At 37.1% G+C, this 15829-nt stretch carries 11 protein-coding genes and 1 pseudogene; 8 read left to right on the forward strand and 4 right to left on the reverse strand.

The features are described 5' to 3' along the window. Window positions 1-153 precede the first annotated feature (153 nt). The 4 genes from BkAM31D_RS10410 to BkAM31D_RS10425 are packed head-to-tail and all read left to right on the forward strand — an operon-like array spanning window position 154 to window position 3508. Window positions 154-1281, forward strand: coding sequence for a conserved virulence factor C family protein (locus BkAM31D_RS10410; protein ID WP_066151406.1), 1128 nt, complete (start codon window positions 154-156; stop codon window positions 1279-1281). A 10-nt stretch (window positions 1282-1291) separates the two neighbouring features. Next, window positions 1292-1510 (forward strand): hypothetical protein, encoded by a 219-nt coding sequence (locus BkAM31D_RS10415; RefSeq protein WP_066151404.1) that lies wholly within the window; start codon window positions 1292-1294, stop codon window positions 1508-1510. Window positions 1511-1530: 20 nt separating this feature from the next. After that, window positions 1531-2007, forward strand: a complete 477-nt coding sequence (locus tag BkAM31D_RS10420; RefSeq protein WP_066151402.1) for a PH domain-containing protein — start codon at window positions 1531-1533, stop codon at window positions 2005-2007. After that, window positions 2000-3508 (forward strand): PH domain-containing protein, encoded by a 1509-nt coding sequence (locus tag BkAM31D_RS10425; RefSeq protein ID WP_066151400.1) that lies wholly within the window; start codon window positions 2000-2002, stop codon window positions 3506-3508. Before BkAM31D_RS10420 ends, BkAM31D_RS10425 begins: the two co-directional genes overlap by 8 nt. A gap of 42 nt (window positions 3509-3550) precedes the next feature. On the opposite strand, the gene BkAM31D_RS10430 is transcribed toward BkAM31D_RS10425, so the two are convergent. From BkAM31D_RS10430 to BkAM31D_RS10445, 4 genes are all read right to left on the reverse strand, one after another. Beyond that, window positions 3551-4537 carry a DUF2777 family protein gene (locus tag BkAM31D_RS10430; RefSeq protein WP_066151398.1) on the reverse strand — a complete coding sequence of 329 codons (987 nt, stop codon included), beginning with the start codon at window positions 4535-4537 and terminating at the stop codon, window positions 3551-3553. A gap of 84 nt (window positions 4538-4621) precedes the next feature. Then, window positions 4622-5581, reverse strand: a complete 960-nt coding sequence (locus BkAM31D_RS10435; protein ID WP_066151396.1) for an MBL fold metallo-hydrolase — start codon at window positions 5579-5581, stop codon at window positions 4622-4624. Window positions 5582-5680: 99 nt separating this feature from the next. Next, window positions 5681-6583: a hypothetical protein gene (locus BkAM31D_RS10440; protein WP_066151395.1), complete on the reverse strand. Its 903-nt coding sequence runs from the start codon at window positions 6581-6583 to the stop codon at window positions 5681-5683. Window positions 6584-6626: 43 nt separating this feature from the next. Further along, window positions 6627-7631 carry a toxic anion resistance protein gene (locus BkAM31D_RS10445; protein ID WP_066151393.1) on the reverse strand — a complete coding sequence of 335 codons (1005 nt, stop codon included), beginning with the start codon at window positions 7629-7631 and terminating at the stop codon, window positions 6627-6629. A gap of 158 nt (window positions 7632-7789) precedes the next feature. Here BkAM31D_RS10445 and BkAM31D_RS10450 point away from each other — a divergent pair, with 158 nt between their 5' ends. From BkAM31D_RS10450 to BkAM31D_RS10465, 4 genes and pseudogenes are all read left to right on the forward strand, one after another. Continuing rightward, window positions 7790-8551 (forward strand): NRDE family protein, encoded by a 762-nt coding sequence (locus BkAM31D_RS10450; protein ID WP_066151392.1) that lies wholly within the window; start codon window positions 7790-7792, stop codon window positions 8549-8551. A gap of 277 nt (window positions 8552-8828) precedes the next feature. Further along, window positions 8829-13423: pseudogene (gene gltB / locus BkAM31D_RS10455) on the forward strand (glutamate synthase large subunit). Between the two features lie 117 nt (window positions 13424-13540). After that, window positions 13541-15028 carry a glutamate synthase subunit beta gene (locus BkAM31D_RS10460; RefSeq protein ID WP_066151391.1) on the forward strand — a complete coding sequence of 496 codons (1488 nt, stop codon included), beginning with the start codon at window positions 13541-13543 and terminating at the stop codon, window positions 15026-15028. Between the two features lie 107 nt (window positions 15029-15135). Continuing rightward, window positions 15136-15792, forward strand: a complete 657-nt coding sequence (locus tag BkAM31D_RS10465; RefSeq protein ID WP_066151795.1) for a YpjP family protein — start codon at window positions 15136-15138, stop codon at window positions 15790-15792. Window positions 15793-15829: the final 37 nt, after the last annotated feature.

Consider the following 15829-nt stretch of genomic DNA (forward strand, 5'->3'; position numbering starts at 1 on the left):
CCTTTTCTATCTATTATAACAGACAAGCTCTATTTTTTGATGGAATTGCTTTACATTTCCTATTTTTGTTTAACTCGGTTAACCCGTGTTATTGGCACGTTTTTTTCAGCTGTGATAAGATCATGTAGAAGATCACTGATAGGAGGATTATCTATGTATATAAAATCAATTGAACCCACTCCAAGTCCAAATACAATGAAATTAACATTGAGTGAAAGCCTTGGAGAAAGTGCAAGAAATAGTTATACAATTAAAAATAAAAATGAAGCACCAGCTTACATACAGCAATTATTTGAGATTGAAGGTGTTAAAGGGGTCTATCATGTTGCAGACTTTATTGCGATAGACAGACATCCCAAAATTGACTGGAAAGCCATTCTCCCTCAGGTTCGATCTGTGTTTGGTGAGGATGTTTCCGACCAATCAAATCAAGATCAAGTGAACGATCATTTTGGGGAAGTTAATGTTTCTGTGCAAATGTTTAAAGGGATCCCTATGCAAATTAAATTAACTGATGGGGAACAAGATAAAAGAGAAGGGTTGCCTGAGCGGTTCATTCAAGCAGTTTCAAAGGCTCAGAAACCAGAAGACAATGTTGTAATTGCTAGAAAATGGGTGGATAAAGGTATTCGTTATGGTGAATTGGATGATATAGCGAAAGAAGTTTCTGATGAATTGTCAGCGGCATATTCTCAAGAACGTTTAGATAATTTAGTTGCAATGGCAAATGGGTCTGAGGAAATTCAAGAAGCTCAAAGAGAAAGGTTCATAGAAGTAACTGTAGAGATGTTAGATAAAGAAGATTGGCGTGATCGATATGCTGTTTTGGAGAGAATGGATCCAAAAGAAAAAGACATTCCAGTACTTGAAAAAGCGTTGCAAGATGAAAAAGCTTCTATACGTCGCTTAGCAACTGTATATTTTGGCATGATTGAAACGGAAGCAGTATTACCCTACTTATATAAAGCATTAAAGGATCCTTCTGTAACAGTAAGAAGAACAGCGGGTGACTGTTTGTCAGATCTAGGGAATGAGGATGCTATTCCGGCAATGATTGAAGCGTTAAAGGATAAGAACAAGTTAGTTCGTTGGCGTGCAGCGATGTTTTTATATGAGGTGGGCGATCAACGTGCAATAGAACCTTTGAAGGCTGCTCAAAATGATTCTGAATTTGAGGTAGCTCTGCAAGTGAAAATGGCTCTTGCAAGGATTGAGGGTGGAGAAGAAGCGAAGGGATCGGTCTGGAAACAAATGACTGAATCTCGAAAAACAAATGAATAGAGGTGTTCAAATGAACAGAGAAGAAGTTGTAGCTAAACTGAAGCAATCTGAAATGGAAGATCTGTTGGAATTAATTGAAGATGCTGAAAATGGTTATTTAGAAGAGTTGGAGTTAGTTGAATCGGTTGGTCTTGTTTATGATAAAGAATTAAATGAATCTCTTATTAAACTTCTTAAAGGTTTAGGTGTCTCAATTATCTATGTAACAGATGAGGAAGAAAGCTCCTAACATATAGAGGAGGTTTTACAGTGCGAGTTGAACCCTCTCAAGTCTTACCGAGAAAAGCCTTGCCGCTTTGGAGGTGGCAAGCATTTTTTGAAAGTCTTTTCGTGGCGATTTTCCCGCTTGTATATGGAATATTATTGTACTTCTTTGAGATGCCTTTTTGGATTCTATGGTTGCTTATTGCTAGTTATATTGGGTACGCAAGTGTCACCGTGTTAGTGTTGCCCCCTATTAAATGGAGGCGTTGGCATTACGATGTCTATTCTAATGAGATTGACCTTAAACGGGGAGTTTTTATCGTAAAAAGAACACTAATCCCAATGGCTAGGGTGCAGCATGTTGATACGGAACAAGGACCGTTAGCCAGAAAGTACAACTTAGCAACAGTTTCGATCTCAACTGCCGCTACCGTTCATCATATTCCTTCGTTGACGATGGAAGTAGCGGATGAACTAAGAGATCGGATAGCTGAATTAGCAGCGGTGGCAGAAGATGAATGAACTCCATAGGTTACACATTGCTGCTATTTTTGTCTCTTTTTTAACTGCTCTAAGAAGTTTTCTAATCCCTCTTGTACTAAGTTTCTTTCTAGGTAATACAAATGAACCTGCAGGTTTATTTCGCTTTGAGTACATATGGATGGCGATATTAACCTTTGTTTTTATTCAAGGAATAGGTCATTGGTTAACATTTCGATTTCGCATCTCGGAAGGTGAGCTCTATATACAAAGAGGCATTTTCATAAAAAAGAAGCGCTATATTCAGCAACAGAAAGTGCAAAGCATTGATATCACAGCTGGTTTCTTTCAACGCCTTTTTGGTTTAGTCAAATTAAGAATTGAAACAGCCGGAGGAGGAGCAGAGCCCGAAGTTAATTTAATTGCTATCTCTAGAGAGAATGCTGAAAATATTCGTTCCTTATTACTTAAGAAACATAGAAATACAATGGAATATGAGAAAGAGGGTAGCGAGGAACAAATAAATAACACAAAAGAAGAAACTTCATTTACATGGTTATTATCAAGACGTCATCTATTGATCGCAGCGCTGACCTCGAGTGGAATTGGGCTTGCGATTTCAGCTGTTGCTGCACTTTTTAGTCAAGTTGAACAGTTTTTACCTGAATCAATTTATGATTTAATTTTTGGTTTCTTAGGTCAATCAGGGTTCTTTTTAATTGTAACTCTGTTGTTCACCGTTGTCCTACTATCTTGGTGCATTTCATTTGTTGGAACATTGTTAAAATATGGTGGGTTTAAAATTGAAAAACATGGAGAAGAGCTTGTAATCTCAAGAGGCTTAATTGAGAAGCGGCAATTAACGATTCATACGAATAGAGTCACCGCTGTCAGAATTGTAAGGAACATTTTTAGGCAACCGTTTGGTTTTTCTGCAATATATGTTGAAAGTGCAGGCGGTGGTACAAATGAAGAGCAATTATCTACAGTATTATTACCAATCGTTAGGCACTCTGACATAAAAACAATTTTAAATGAGTTATTGCCGTCATATGCTGTTAGTTACTCTTTACACTCTGTACCTAAGAGATCGCGTCTGCGTTTTATAATTAGAAATATAGTAACTCCGCTACTTTTCATTATTGTTATTGGGTATTTTTTTAATCCAGTTGCTTATTATGGGTTTAGTTTCATCTTTATTTTTATTGTTTTTGGCTACTTACAATATAAAGATGCTGGTGCTGGTTATAGTGAGCGTTTACTCATTTTGCGTCATCGTAAGATAAGTCAAACGACTGTTATTTCTGAATTAAGAAAAGTTCAAGCGGTAGAGACTAGGACTTCTTTCTTTCAAGAGAAGAGGAGTTTGACGAGCTTTCGTTTTTCAATTTTATCAAGTGTAATCGGAAAATCTTTTACCGTTTTTGACCTTGATCAGACATATGCTAATAAGATTCTTGAGTGGTATTCCAAAAATAAGAAAGAGTATGTCCCAATAGAAGAGGACAATAGTTTGAAAATCAATAGGAAGAAAGGCTACTGATCTGAAATCAGTAGCCTTTCTTATAACATTAAAGATTTCTTTTTAAAGTGAGTACTCATTTGAGTAAGTAACAATAGAACGTTTGCCTTTGTCTGACGTAAATTCAAAACGATCATAGACTCGATCGCTTTTATAATTACGTAGCTCTCGCTCATAGTGATGTTGCACAATAACAAGTTCGTCATTTCCTTTATATGTTAAAAAGTTTACACCCTTAAAAGAAGTCTTTTTATCAGTAGACAGTAATTGAGTAAGAAGTGAATTGTGACACTCTAGTAAGTCTTTATGTGTTAATTGATAATGGGCTAGGTTCTTCTCTAATGATAGTAATGCTGTAGGCTCTAGCTCATTTTGAAGAATCATATAAGGATCAAATTGCTCTTTTGATATTGAAAATGTAGAACCTTCTTTTGGGTTGTATCGTTCTCCGCTTTCGGATATAAATGTCCCGTTTTCCTCGTATTTCCCTCTGACACTTTGATCTTTGTATGTCCAAGTGAATGTAAACGGACAGTCCTTTAGATCAAGACGCTCTTCATTTTCATCAATCAAAATATAGCAATCTCCATCATGATGGAATGTATAGTTTATTACGTCATCTATTTGATTGTCGTAAAGCTCTAAATCGGCCTTACTTACATCAATTCCTTGTTGCCTTAAGAAGCTCATAATTGCTTGTTGTTTAGCATCATATGTCTCTACGTCTTGTTGCAAACTTTTCGAACGAGTTTGAGCAGCTAGTACGATACTTTGTTCAAAAGTAGGTGAGATACCTTCTTCTGGGTAAGGTGATAGTTTAACTCCTGTACATTCTATTACTTGCATATGCTTATACTTAAGATCTGGTAGTTGGTTAGTTAAAGGATTAAAAGTTGGCAAATCTAGTACAACTAGAATTTGGACAACGCCTTTCCATGGTTTACGAGCCTCAGTTCTGATTTCTTTTAATATTCCTGCATAGACGCCCGCATCCCCATCATTTATTTTTACCATTTTCCCAATATGTTTTTGTGCTTTATTCCGGTCCATAAAACCCTCACTTTTGACAACTTCTTGAAGACACCTGCTAGTATATTAATTATAGTTGTGAATGAATTCGTAAAGCAAGTGCCATCATAATTTACTAGAGAAGTCTTTTCGTTGTTTTGTAAAATAATCTATGATCCCCATCGAGCAAATTTCAAGATCTAATGCTAGTTGTTCATATACGAGATGGTCTCTAGGAACATTTAGTTCGTCTAAGTACTCTGTAATAGTTGTGAGTAATCTTTTTTGAAGATCGAGATAAGAGCCGCCCTGATCAAAAACTTCTTTACCAGTTGATACGAACACTTCTAAAAATTCAGATAGCTGATTATACACTTTAACTGGCTCATGAGAGGCACTAAAATGTCCAAAATAAATCGTTTCGACATTAAGCGCTTGTATTCGCTTGAGTGAAAGTTTCGTGGCATCAGGATTAAATTGACTAGGTGATGTGGAAGGTAGAACAAAATGAATACCTTCTTTTGCTAAACTCTCATAACGAACTCCAAGAGTATCTCCTGTGAAAATACCGTTTGAAATTGGGTCATATATACTAAAGTGATGAGCAGCATGTCCTGGTGTATCATAAAAAGTAAGTTCACAATTAGGTCCAATTTTTAACGTTTCTTGGTCTTTCTTAATGATAACTAAATCTTCTTGGACTGGTACGATAGGGTTAAAAAGTTGATCAAATTGTTCCCCATAAACAGCTTTGGCGCCGGCAATTAATCGTGAAGGATCAATCATATGGCGCGCTCCTTTTGGGTGGACAACAAGCTTGGCATTTGGACATTGGCTCAGAAGAAGGCCAGCACCGCCTGCGTGGTCAAGGTGTATATGTGTGACAATTATATATTCAACCTCATTAAGGTCTATCCCAAGTTCTTTAAGACCTTTAGTGACATGGGAAACAGAGGGGCTTGGACCGCTTTCGATTAAAGTGATTTTCTGCTCTCTCAAAACGTATGTTCCAGTTCGTTCTTTAAGACCTAGATCAAATCCATCAATAAGTGCCAACCTTGAAGAAAATTCGGTTATTGTAGACATAAGTAAAAACCCCTTTATGAAAGTGTTTACAACTAGTGTAAGCATAAAGGGGGGAGTGACAAGGAAAATTTTAGAAAGAATACAATTGTCTTTGCTTTATTATTTGTTGTCATAGCGTAAAGATTGAAGTTTGAGTAGATGATCCATACGTTCGACTTTAAGTTTTTCTAAGCGTTCTACATATCCGATCAATGTTAATTCCATTTTGGATAAGGTGACATACAGATTTTCTTTATGTTCTAACTGGTTCTTTACGGATAAAGATAAAAAGGTATGAAGTAAAGTGGGAATATCATTTTTGAACATACGTCGAACGGTATGTCTTTCCTCGAAGTCCAATAAAAGGAAATCGTCTTTAAGTTTTTCTGCTTGTTTAAGAACTCTAGAAAGTCTGCTCTCGATAACAGGGTCTAACGAAAATTGTTTAACTGTATGAATATAACGATGTGACTCCTCTAATAAAATAGTTAAATCATTAGTTGGAGAAGCTTGCAAAAGTGTTTCTTGATTAGCGAGAACTTCCGTTGAAGGTTGTCCGATAGAAACTAATTCATTTGAATAAGCTAAGTCGAGCTGATGTATACGAAAGAAGATGGCGTGAAATAAAGGTGATTGTTGAATGGAACGAACTTGTGCTCTACCATCTTTTATGTAGCGAATACTAGCCTCTTTACAAACGCCAACACCATCTTTTGATTTCATGTATTTACGATAACATATAATGACAAAGCGCTTCTTGATTGGTGAAGGTGAATGCTTAAGATCCATCATAATGACAGAAATTAAATTATGATTTACTTTTACCTTAATTAACCAGTCTTTTTGTTTTCTACGCATAGAATGCTTCTTATTATAGGACGGGGCATTTGCTGCCATTCTTTCTAATAACGCTTCAGTGTCCTCAATTAAGTTTCGCGTTGTTTTTTCTCTTAATAAATGTTCATCAACTGTTTTTTTGTGTGCTGGAGTAAACCATGTCATCATTTTGTCAAACCACTCCATTTATAGATATACCTCCTCTCGCAGTTGTATAATTCTGAAATCGTTAGTTCAGTAACTTTGTTTGCATCTCTTTATTTAATGTATCTAATTCTTTAATGAATTCCTGTCCTGATTGAACAATTCTTTCATTTGATTTTTCCGTTAATTCAATTGCTTCAAAGACGTTATTGTATGCTTTGCGGAATGATTCGATTGCAATCGCAGGTTCTTCTAATGTCTTTAATGTTTCCTCTGTATTTTGTTTCAGTAGCTCTGAGTTTGATAATAGCATTGATTCTGTAGCCTCATTAACATTTTTAACTGCCTTAATAACTTTTTGTTGGTTTGATAAAGCTAATTGGATAGAAGCGGAAACAGTTATGACATTTTTTGTCATTGTAATAGCGTTAAAAATGGCCTCTTCTAGTTTATCGTTATTCTCAACAATAAGGTCAACAGAAGCTAAGGATTGTTGTAGAACCATAACAGCTTGTGACATATTTTTAACACGCGATGTCACTTTCAATTGTCCCTTCTTTAATTCATTAGGATTATCTGCCCACTGTTCTTTTATCATTTCATCCTCTAACATTTTATTTAGTTGTTGACCTATAGCAATTTGTTCATTTAAGTTGTGAATCCTCTTTGTCGCTGTTTCTTTTAACTGTTGAAGCATTAAATTGTCTTCTTGTAACTTATCTTTCCCGCTAAGAAGACCTTCAACAATAGAATCTACCTGTGCTTCAACGGTTTTGTATTTACGAGCATATTGTTCTATTGGGTTTCTTCTCAGTAATTTATTTAGCCACTTTTTAGTTTGGCTAGCTTGTAAATGACTTGGCTCTAGCTGACTGACTGTTTCTTTTAATTGATGCAGTTGCTTTGGGAGTTGATTCGATTGGTCTTGCATCATTTCTTTTACCGGGCGCTTTAAAGCCTCTAATGACTCCCCAGCTTCCTTTTGTTCATCCTCTCCTAACTTATCTAAGTTAGAAAGTAATTTTGATAGATCTGAATCTTGTTTGTACTGATCTAATAAACTGTTGTTTTCACTTGTATGTTGGCTCATTATAGTTCCTCCTTCAAATAGCTATCTATGGTATACGAATTGAACATCGGAATGTTTCAAAAGTAAGATCATCTAATATTATGAGTGATTTTTAATGTGAATACAATCGTTGAGCATAATAGAAAAGAATAAGAAGAATTACTGGTGGTGAATATAAGATGTGTTTATTAGCAGTAGCTTTAAACGTGCACTCTCAATATAAACTAATTGTTTGCTCAAATAGAGACGAATTCTACGGAAGGGCTTCAAGCAGAGCAGCATTTTGGGAAGGTGACAAAAATGTTTTTGCTGGTAAAGACTTAGTAAAAGGAGGAACTTGGGCAGGGGTAACAAAAGAAGGAAAGTTTGCTGCAGTGACGAACGTACGTGAAGCTGTAATAAATCAAGCAGAATGTAGTCGCGGGGCTTTAGTGTCAAATTTTTTAACGACAGACCTTGAAGTGAAGCACTATCTAAAACAAGTTACAAAACAGGAACAATTATACCAAGGATATAATTTCATTTTCGGAAAGGGAGATGATTGGTACTACATGTCTAATCGATCATCAACAAGAAAATTAGAAAACGGCATTCATGTGGTGAGTAATGCAGACCTGTTTACTGATTGGCCAAAAACTATAAGACTAAAAAAGCAAATAAAAGAGATTTGTCAAAAATGTGAACAAGAAAATGAATTAATAAAATTATGCATGAACGTTTTGAAGAATGATGAAATTTTTAATGATCATTTATTGCCTGATACAGGTGTTGGGTTGCACTTAGAGCGTCAACTCTCTCCAATATTTATAAAAAGTGAAACGTATGGGACGCGCGCTTCGACAATTATTTTAATTAGGAATAATGGAAAAATAAGATTTATAGAACAAGGATATGGACCGAATGGAAAGAGATGGGAAAGAATCGACCAAGAAATAAATTAGGCGATAAAAGCTTTTATAGAAAAACATTTCACAGAGAAAAAACAATGCATAAATATAAAATTATTTAGAATAAATATGCAACCATTTAAGTAGGTGAATTAAGGGTTATGTATAATTTTTCTTTAAAAACATAGTGCGGGAAGCGCTTTCATCGTTTATTGTTGAAAATTTTAATTTGCCGAAATGTCAGAAAAATGATATGATCTTGTATATTAGCTCGTGACTTTTAGGGGAGAGTTGATTGATTTTTACTTTTTTGGAGAAGGGGTTGATGCCAATGCGGTACTCACAATTACCGAAAAAACAAGGCCTATATGATCCACAATTTGAGCATGATAATTGCGGTATCGGCTTTTTAGCCCATATGAAAGGGAAGAAATCTCATCAAGTAGTAAAAGATGCTCTACATGTGTTGCGTAATTTAGAACATCGTGGAGGGCAAGGTGATGAAGTTAATACAGGAGATGGTGCTGGAATTCTTTTACAAAAACCTCACCGTTTCTTTAAAAAGGTCTGTTTGGCAGATGGAATAACTCTTCCAAGTGAGGACGAGTATGGAGTTGGGATGCTATTTTTGCCACAGGATGAAGAAGCAAGGAAAAACTGTGAAAAGGGCCTAGAAGCTATTATAGAAAAAGAAAATATGGAGCTTCTAGGATGGCGAACAGTTCCAGTTGATGATTCAATGCTTGGTAATGCGGCAAAAGCAGCAATGCCATTTATTCGACAACTATTTATTAAACGTATTCCTAGTTTGAAAACAGAGCTTGATTTTGAGCGTAAATTATATGTAATAAGAAAGCGAGCGGAGCAGGAGTTAATTCAGTTCGTACCAGAGAATGAATCGTTTTATTTTGCTAGCTTTTCAAGTCGAACAATCGTTTATAAAGGAATGTTAACAACCGAGCAGGTGGATCAATTTTATTTAGATATTACGGACGAAGATTTCCAAACGGCCATTGCACTTGTCCACTCACGATTTAGTACTAATACATTCCCAAGCTGGGAGAGAGCCCATCCAAACCGATATATGATTCATAACGGTGAAATCAACACGGTAAAGGGTAATGTTAATTGGATGCATGCACGCGAAGCGATGTTTGAATCCGATGTATTCGGTGAGGATCTAGATAAGATTAGCCCGGTTGTTGACCAAAATGGTTCTGACTCATCGATGTTTGATAACACAATAGAGTTCTTGTCACTTTCAGGTCGATCAATGGCTCACTCGGCAATGATGATGATACCTGAACCTTGGCAAAATGATGAGCATATGAGTGCGGAAAAGAAGGCTTTTTATCAATTTCATAGCACATTAATGGAACCTTGGGATGGACCGACAGCAATTGTATTTACTGATGGTAAGCAAATAGGAGCCTGTTTAGACCGAAATGGCTTACGACCATCGCGGTACTATGTTACAAAAGATGACTACATTATTATGTCATCAGAAGTTGGAGTTCTTGATATTGAACCAGAAAATATTCTATATAAAGAACGACTTCATCCTGGACAAATGTTGCTTGTTGACATTGAAGAAGGGCGTATCATTCCAGATGAGGAAATTAAGCACCAAATTGCAAGTGAACATCCATATGAGGAATGGGTGAGTGATCACTTAATTCAATTAGAGGATGTACTAGAAACTGCCCATGTTGAAAATACAGACTTTAAAAACTTAGGTACACGCCAGTTAGCTTTTGGCTACACGTATGAAGAGTTATCTAAAGTAATTCAGCCAATGGTACGTGATGGGGTAGATCCAATAGGTTCAATGGGTTATGACTCACCAATTGCGGTATTGTCTAAGCGACCTCAACTACTTTATAACTACTTTAAGCAACTATTTGCTCAAGTAACGAATCCGCCAATTGATGCAATTCGTGAAGAGGTTGTAACCGCGATGGGAACAACAATCGGAGCAGAACGTAACCTGCTAAACCCAGAGCCATTAAGCTGTCGACACATTCATTTGCCTTACCCAATCTTAAACAATGAGGAGTTAGCCAAGCTTCGTCATAATAAGATGGATGGTTTTAAATCTATTACATTACCAATTCTATTTGATGTTTCAAAGGAAGAGAATCAGCTAGCAGATGCTTTAGAATCATTATTTGTTCGTGCTGATGCTGCCATTAAAGCTGGCCATACACTTATTATTTTAAGTGATCGTGGTATGAGCCCGACTCAAGCGGCGATTCCAGCTCTACTGGCTGTAAGTGGTTTACACCATCATTTAATTCGTAAAGGTACAAGAACTCAAGTTAGCTTGCTAGTTGAATCTGGTGAGCCTAGAGAAGTTCATCACTTCGCATGTTTACTTGGATATGGAGCAGAAGCGGTGAACCCTTATCTTGTCTTCGATTCGATTGATGGACTAATTCAAGATGGTCTTCTTGAAGATGTTTCTTATGTAACTGCAGTAAATAAGTACGTTAAAGCAGCTTCTAAAGGAATTATGAAAGTTCTATCTAAAATGGGAATTTCAACAATTCAAAGTTATCGAGGTGCTCAAATATTTGAGGCTGTTGGTATACATGAGTCTGTCGTTGATAAATATTTCACGTGGACAACAACTAGGATTGGCGGAGTTAATATTGAAATCATTGAAAAAGAGACTCGTCAACGTCATAGTCGAGCATATTCAGATCAAGCTGGTGTTGATAAAGCATTAGACCCGGGTGACGATCTTCAGTGGCGTCGGAACGGTGACCCACATCAATACAATCCGCATACAATTCATATGCTTCAAAATGCATGCCGTTCCAACAACTTTGACTTATTTAAAAAATATTCAAAGGCAATTAACGAGCAGGCAAAGGAGCAAACAACGTTACGTGGATTGCTTGCATTTAAAGAAAGCCTAACTTCGATTTCAATTGATGAAGTAGAGCCTGCTGAAGAAATTTTCAAACGTTTCCGTACCGGAGCCATGTCGTTTGGATCTATCTCAAAAGAAGCACATGAAACTTTAGCTATTGCAATGAACCGCATTGGTGGAAAGAGCAATACTGGTGAAGGAGGAGAAGATCCAAACCGCTTCACAAAAGACGAGAATGGAGATTTGCGTCGTAGTGCTATAAAACAAGTTGCTTCTGGTAGATTTGGAGTTACTAGTCATTACCTTGTAAATGCTGATGAAATTCAAATTAAGGTCGCGCAAGGTGCGAAACCAGGTGAAGGTGGTCAGTTGCCGGGGAACAAAGTGTATCCATGGGTTGCTGAGGTACGTGGTTCAACTCCAGGAGTTGGGCTAATTTCACCGCCACCGCATCATGATATATATTCAATTGAAGACTTAGCTGAGTTAATTCATGACTTGAAAAATGCTAATCCAACTGCAAAAGTAAGTGTAAAACTAGTGGCAGGTACAGGGGTAGGGACAATTGCTGCGGGAGTGGCGAAAGGCCGTGCTGACGGAATTATCATAAGTGGATATGATGGTGGTACAGGAGCTGCAGCAAGAACGAGCATAAAGCATACTGGTCTTCCTTGGGAAATTGGCCTAGCTGAAACTCACCAGACTCTCTTATTAAATAATTTACGTGACCGTGTAACCCTTGAAACAGACGGGAAGCTTATGACTGGTCGTGATGTTGTTATGGCAGCTTTACTTGGAGCTGAAGAGTATGCATTCTCAACCGCACCGCTAGTTGTGTTAGGGTGTATCGTTATGAGGGTTTGTCACCTAGATACATGTCCTGTTGGTATTGCGACACAAAACCCAGAATTACGTAAAAAGTATATGGGGCAAGCTGAACACGTTGAAAACTTCATGAGATTTATAGCTGAGGAAATCCGTGAAATTATGGCTGAACTAGGTGTACGTAAAATTGATGAATTAATCGGTCGTACAGACCTTCTAGAAAGAAATACTAATGTTGAAAATTGGAAGGCTGAACATATCGATGTTTCTAACCTTCTTTATCAACCAAAACCAAATAATCGTGAAAGAAATTATTGTACAAAGAGTCAAGATCATCAGCTTGAACTATCGTTAGACATGAGGGAGCTGCTAGCTGCGAGTCAACCTGCTTTACAGCGTGGAGAGAGAGTTAATGGCACATTCCCAATTAAAAATATTGATCGAGTTGTTGGAACGATAGTTGGTAGTGAGATCAGTAAGAAATATGGTTCAGAAGGTTTGCCAGAAGATACAATTACTTTCGATTTCAAAGGTTCTGCAGGACAAAGTTTTGGTGCATTTGTACCTAAAGGTATGACACTACGCCTTGAAGGTGATGCAAATGACTATACTGGTAAAGGATTATCAGGGGTAAGATAATTGTATACCCTCCTACAGTTTCTACTTTTAAAGCGGAGGATAATATTCTAATAGGAAATACTTCATTCTATGGTGCAACAAGTGGTGAGGCTTATATTAGCGGTATAGCAGGAGAGCGTTTTGCAGTCCGGAACTCTGGAGTCAAGGTTGTTGTTGAAGGTGTCGGCGACCATGGACTTGAGTATATGACAGGCGGAGTAGTTGTTAACCTTGGAACTGTTGGGAAGAACTTTGCTGCTGGTATGTCAGGTGGTGTGGCCTATGTTTTAGATGAAGATGGCACATTTGATAGCAAATGTAATAAAGAAATGATATTACTTGAACCTGTTTTAGAAAATAAAGATATTGAACAATTACGTGAATTACTTGAAAAACATTCTTCTTATACGAAGAGCACTCGTGCAGCAGACGTTCTTGCGAATTGGAATGATTATTTAACGAAGTTTATAAAAGTAATTCCAAAAGATTATAAAAGAATGCTCGAAGCAATCGATCGAGTGAAACAAGAAGGTCTTACAGATGTTGACGCAGTAATGGTTGCTTTTGATGAGAATAAAAGCGATAAGTCACGAGTGAGCGGTAAGTAAATAGTCAGGTACCTAGAACCAATCCTTCTCTTAAGCAATTATTACTTAAGAGAGGATTGTTAGCCTGGTACAACTGTGCCTTCTAATGGTCAGAGATAGAAGATTGGAGTGAATGCGATGGGGAAGCCAACTGGATTTATTGAATATAAAAGAGAGAATCCAACTAAAAGAGATCCTTTTGAACGGACGAAGAGTTGGAAGGAATTTCAAATACTAATGCCTGAACCAGTATTACGCCAACAAGGAGCACGCTGTATGGATTGTGGGGTTCCTTTTTGTCAAACTGGAACAACAATGGACGGCTCAGGAGAAATCGGCTGTCCAGTGTACAATCTAATACCGGAATGGAATGATCTTGTATACCGCGGCAAATGGAAGGAGGCGTTGGAGCGCCTTCATAAAACGAATAATTTTCCTGAGTTTACGGGACGAGTTTGTCCTGCGCCATGTGAAGGTTCTTGTACAGTTGCTATAAGTGATGATGCTGTCTCTATTAAAAGTATCGAGTATCACATTGTCGAACGTGGTTTCCAAGAAGGATGGATTGTACCTAACCCACCAATGAAGAGATCTGGAAAAAAAGTAGCCGTTGTTGGGTCTGGGCCAGCCGGTTTAGCTGCAGCTGCTCAATTAAATAAAGCTGGGCATTCCGTTACAGTCTTTGAGAGGGAAGATCGTATTGGTGGATTGCTTACTTATGGGATACCAGATGTCAAACTGGCTAATGAAGTAGTTGAAAGACGAGTTAAATTACTTGAAGATGAAGGCATTACATTTAAAGTGAATGTTGAAATTGGAAAAGATGTTTCTGCTTCGGAATTAAAAGATGAATTTGACTCTGTTCTATTATGTACTGGAGCGACCAAACCGCGTAATGTTGAAGTTGAAGGTCGCGAGTTGAAAGGTATTCACTTTGCGATGGATTTCTTAACAGAAAACACAAAAAGTTTATTAAACTCTAATCATAAAGATGGAAAATACATTTCTGCAAAAGATAAGAATGTGATTGTTATTGGTGGAGGAGATACTGGAGTAGATTGTATTACAACTTCGGTAAGACATGGTGCTAAATCAATTACTCAATTTGATATTAATCGTCAAAAGTCTAATGTTCGCGGTGAAAACAATCCTTGGCCATTATTTCCAATTGTTCATACGGTTGAGGATGGACAGAAGGAAGCGGCAGCAGTTTATGGAACAGATCCGCGTAGCTATCAAGTGAGTACAACTAGGTTTGTTGGTGACGATAATGGTAATGTCAAAGAAATTCATACAATTGGTGTGGAAACAACCATTGATGCAAAAGGTCGAAAGATTAGAACACCAATTCCGGGTACTGAGAAAGTTTGGCCAGCCGATCTCGTTCTGTTAGCAGTTGGCTTTACTGGTCCAGAGGAGCGTATCATTGAAGAGTTATCTTTAGAAACTACATCACGCTCTACAATTGATGCGGAGTATGGAAAATATGCAACTAGTGTACCTGGTGTCTTTGCAGCTGGTGATAATCGTAGAGGTCAAAGTCTTGTTGTTTGGGCTATTCATGAAGGAAGAGAAGCAGCAAGAGAATGTGATCGTTATTTAATGGGAAGTTCTAATTTACCATAATATTTTACAATTTTAAGTGTATTAATAATGGCGTTTTCATAGATTTCATGAGAAAATATTTATAATAGATTATACTACTAATCTAGAATGAAACTATGGAAGGGCGTATGAATGTGTTTCAGCTAATGAAGCGAGGACTTGTTGTTTCATCAGCGCTTCTAACTTTTGGTTTGTTTGTCCCTACGACTGATTATGTTCGTGAGGTACAAGCAGAAGCTCCACAGAAAACAGCTGGTGAAGAAAGTGAAAAACCTTTAATATATCAGGTAAATGAACACAGTTATGAATTATTTGATGAGGTATTGCCTGCTAAAACAGATCAATATATTCATCGAAGTGCTGCATCTGCAGAATTACTTAATGATTTTATTGTAAAACAGGCAATTAAACAAAGTAAGTTAAAATTTGGTACAGTCATTACGGAAAAAATAAACAGCTCATTTGAAGAGGAAATTATCCCGAATTTAGATAAAGTTTTGCGGGAGACGACTCAAACTTTATCAGATAAAGATTGGGAGAAAGTGAAAATTTCTAGTATACCGTCAGCGGGTTTAGGTGAAAAGATTCTTCATCTCTACAATGATGAGACAGGAGAAGATATATTCCGTTTTCATGTAAGAAGGGATCAACCCCCTAAACAAGGGTATACTTTTAATTTTCATTATCATACCTATTTAGATCAGCATGAAAAACATCATGAATTAGGAAGTATTCCATGGGGCAAAGATATGCCCCCTAGATGGAATTATGTAGATCGCGTATAGTATACGCGATCTTTTTTTATAGTTTCGGAATTTTTAA

Source organism: Halalkalibacter krulwichiae (genome assembly GCF_002109385.1).
GTDB classification, from domain to species: domain Bacteria; phylum Bacillota; class Bacilli; order Bacillales; family Bacillaceae_D; genus Halalkalibacter; species Halalkalibacter krulwichiae.

Excerpts from the sequence above, each read along its gene's own strand:
- BkAM31D_RS10410 (WP_066151406.1), top strand. The coding sequence starts at position 154 with ATGTATATAAAATCAATTGAACCCACTCCAAGTCCAAATACAATGAAA.
- BkAM31D_RS10415 (WP_066151404.1), top strand. The coding sequence starts at position 1,292 with ATGAACAGAGAAGAAGTTGTAGCTAAACTGAAGCAATCTGAAATGGAA.
- BkAM31D_RS10425 (WP_066151400.1), top strand. The coding sequence starts at position 2,000 with ATGAATGAACTCCATAGGTTACACATTGCTGCTATTTTTGTCTCTTTT.
- BkAM31D_RS10430 (WP_066151398.1), bottom strand. The coding sequence starts at position 4,537 with ATGGACCGGAATAAAGCACAAAAACATATTGGGAAAATGGTAAAAATA.
- BkAM31D_RS10435 (WP_066151396.1), bottom strand. The coding sequence starts at position 5,581 with ATGTCTACAATAACCGAATTTTCTTCAAGGTTGGCACTTATTGATGGA.
- BkAM31D_RS10440 (WP_066151395.1), bottom strand. The coding sequence starts at position 6,583 with ATGGAGTGGTTTGACAAAATGATGACATGGTTTACTCCAGCACACAAA.
- BkAM31D_RS10445 (WP_066151393.1), bottom strand. The coding sequence starts at position 7,631 with ATGAGCCAACATACAAGTGAAAACAACAGTTTATTAGATCAGTACAAA.
- BkAM31D_RS10450 (WP_066151392.1), top strand. The coding sequence starts at position 7,790 with ATGTGTTTATTAGCAGTAGCTTTAAACGTGCACTCTCAATATAAACTA.
- BkAM31D_RS10460 (WP_066151391.1), top strand. The coding sequence starts at position 13,541 with ATGGGGAAGCCAACTGGATTTATTGAATATAAAAGAGAGAATCCAACT.
- BkAM31D_RS10465 (WP_066151795.1), top strand. The coding sequence starts at position 15,136 with ATGAATGTGTTTCAGCTAATGAAGCGAGGACTTGTTGTTTCATCAGCG.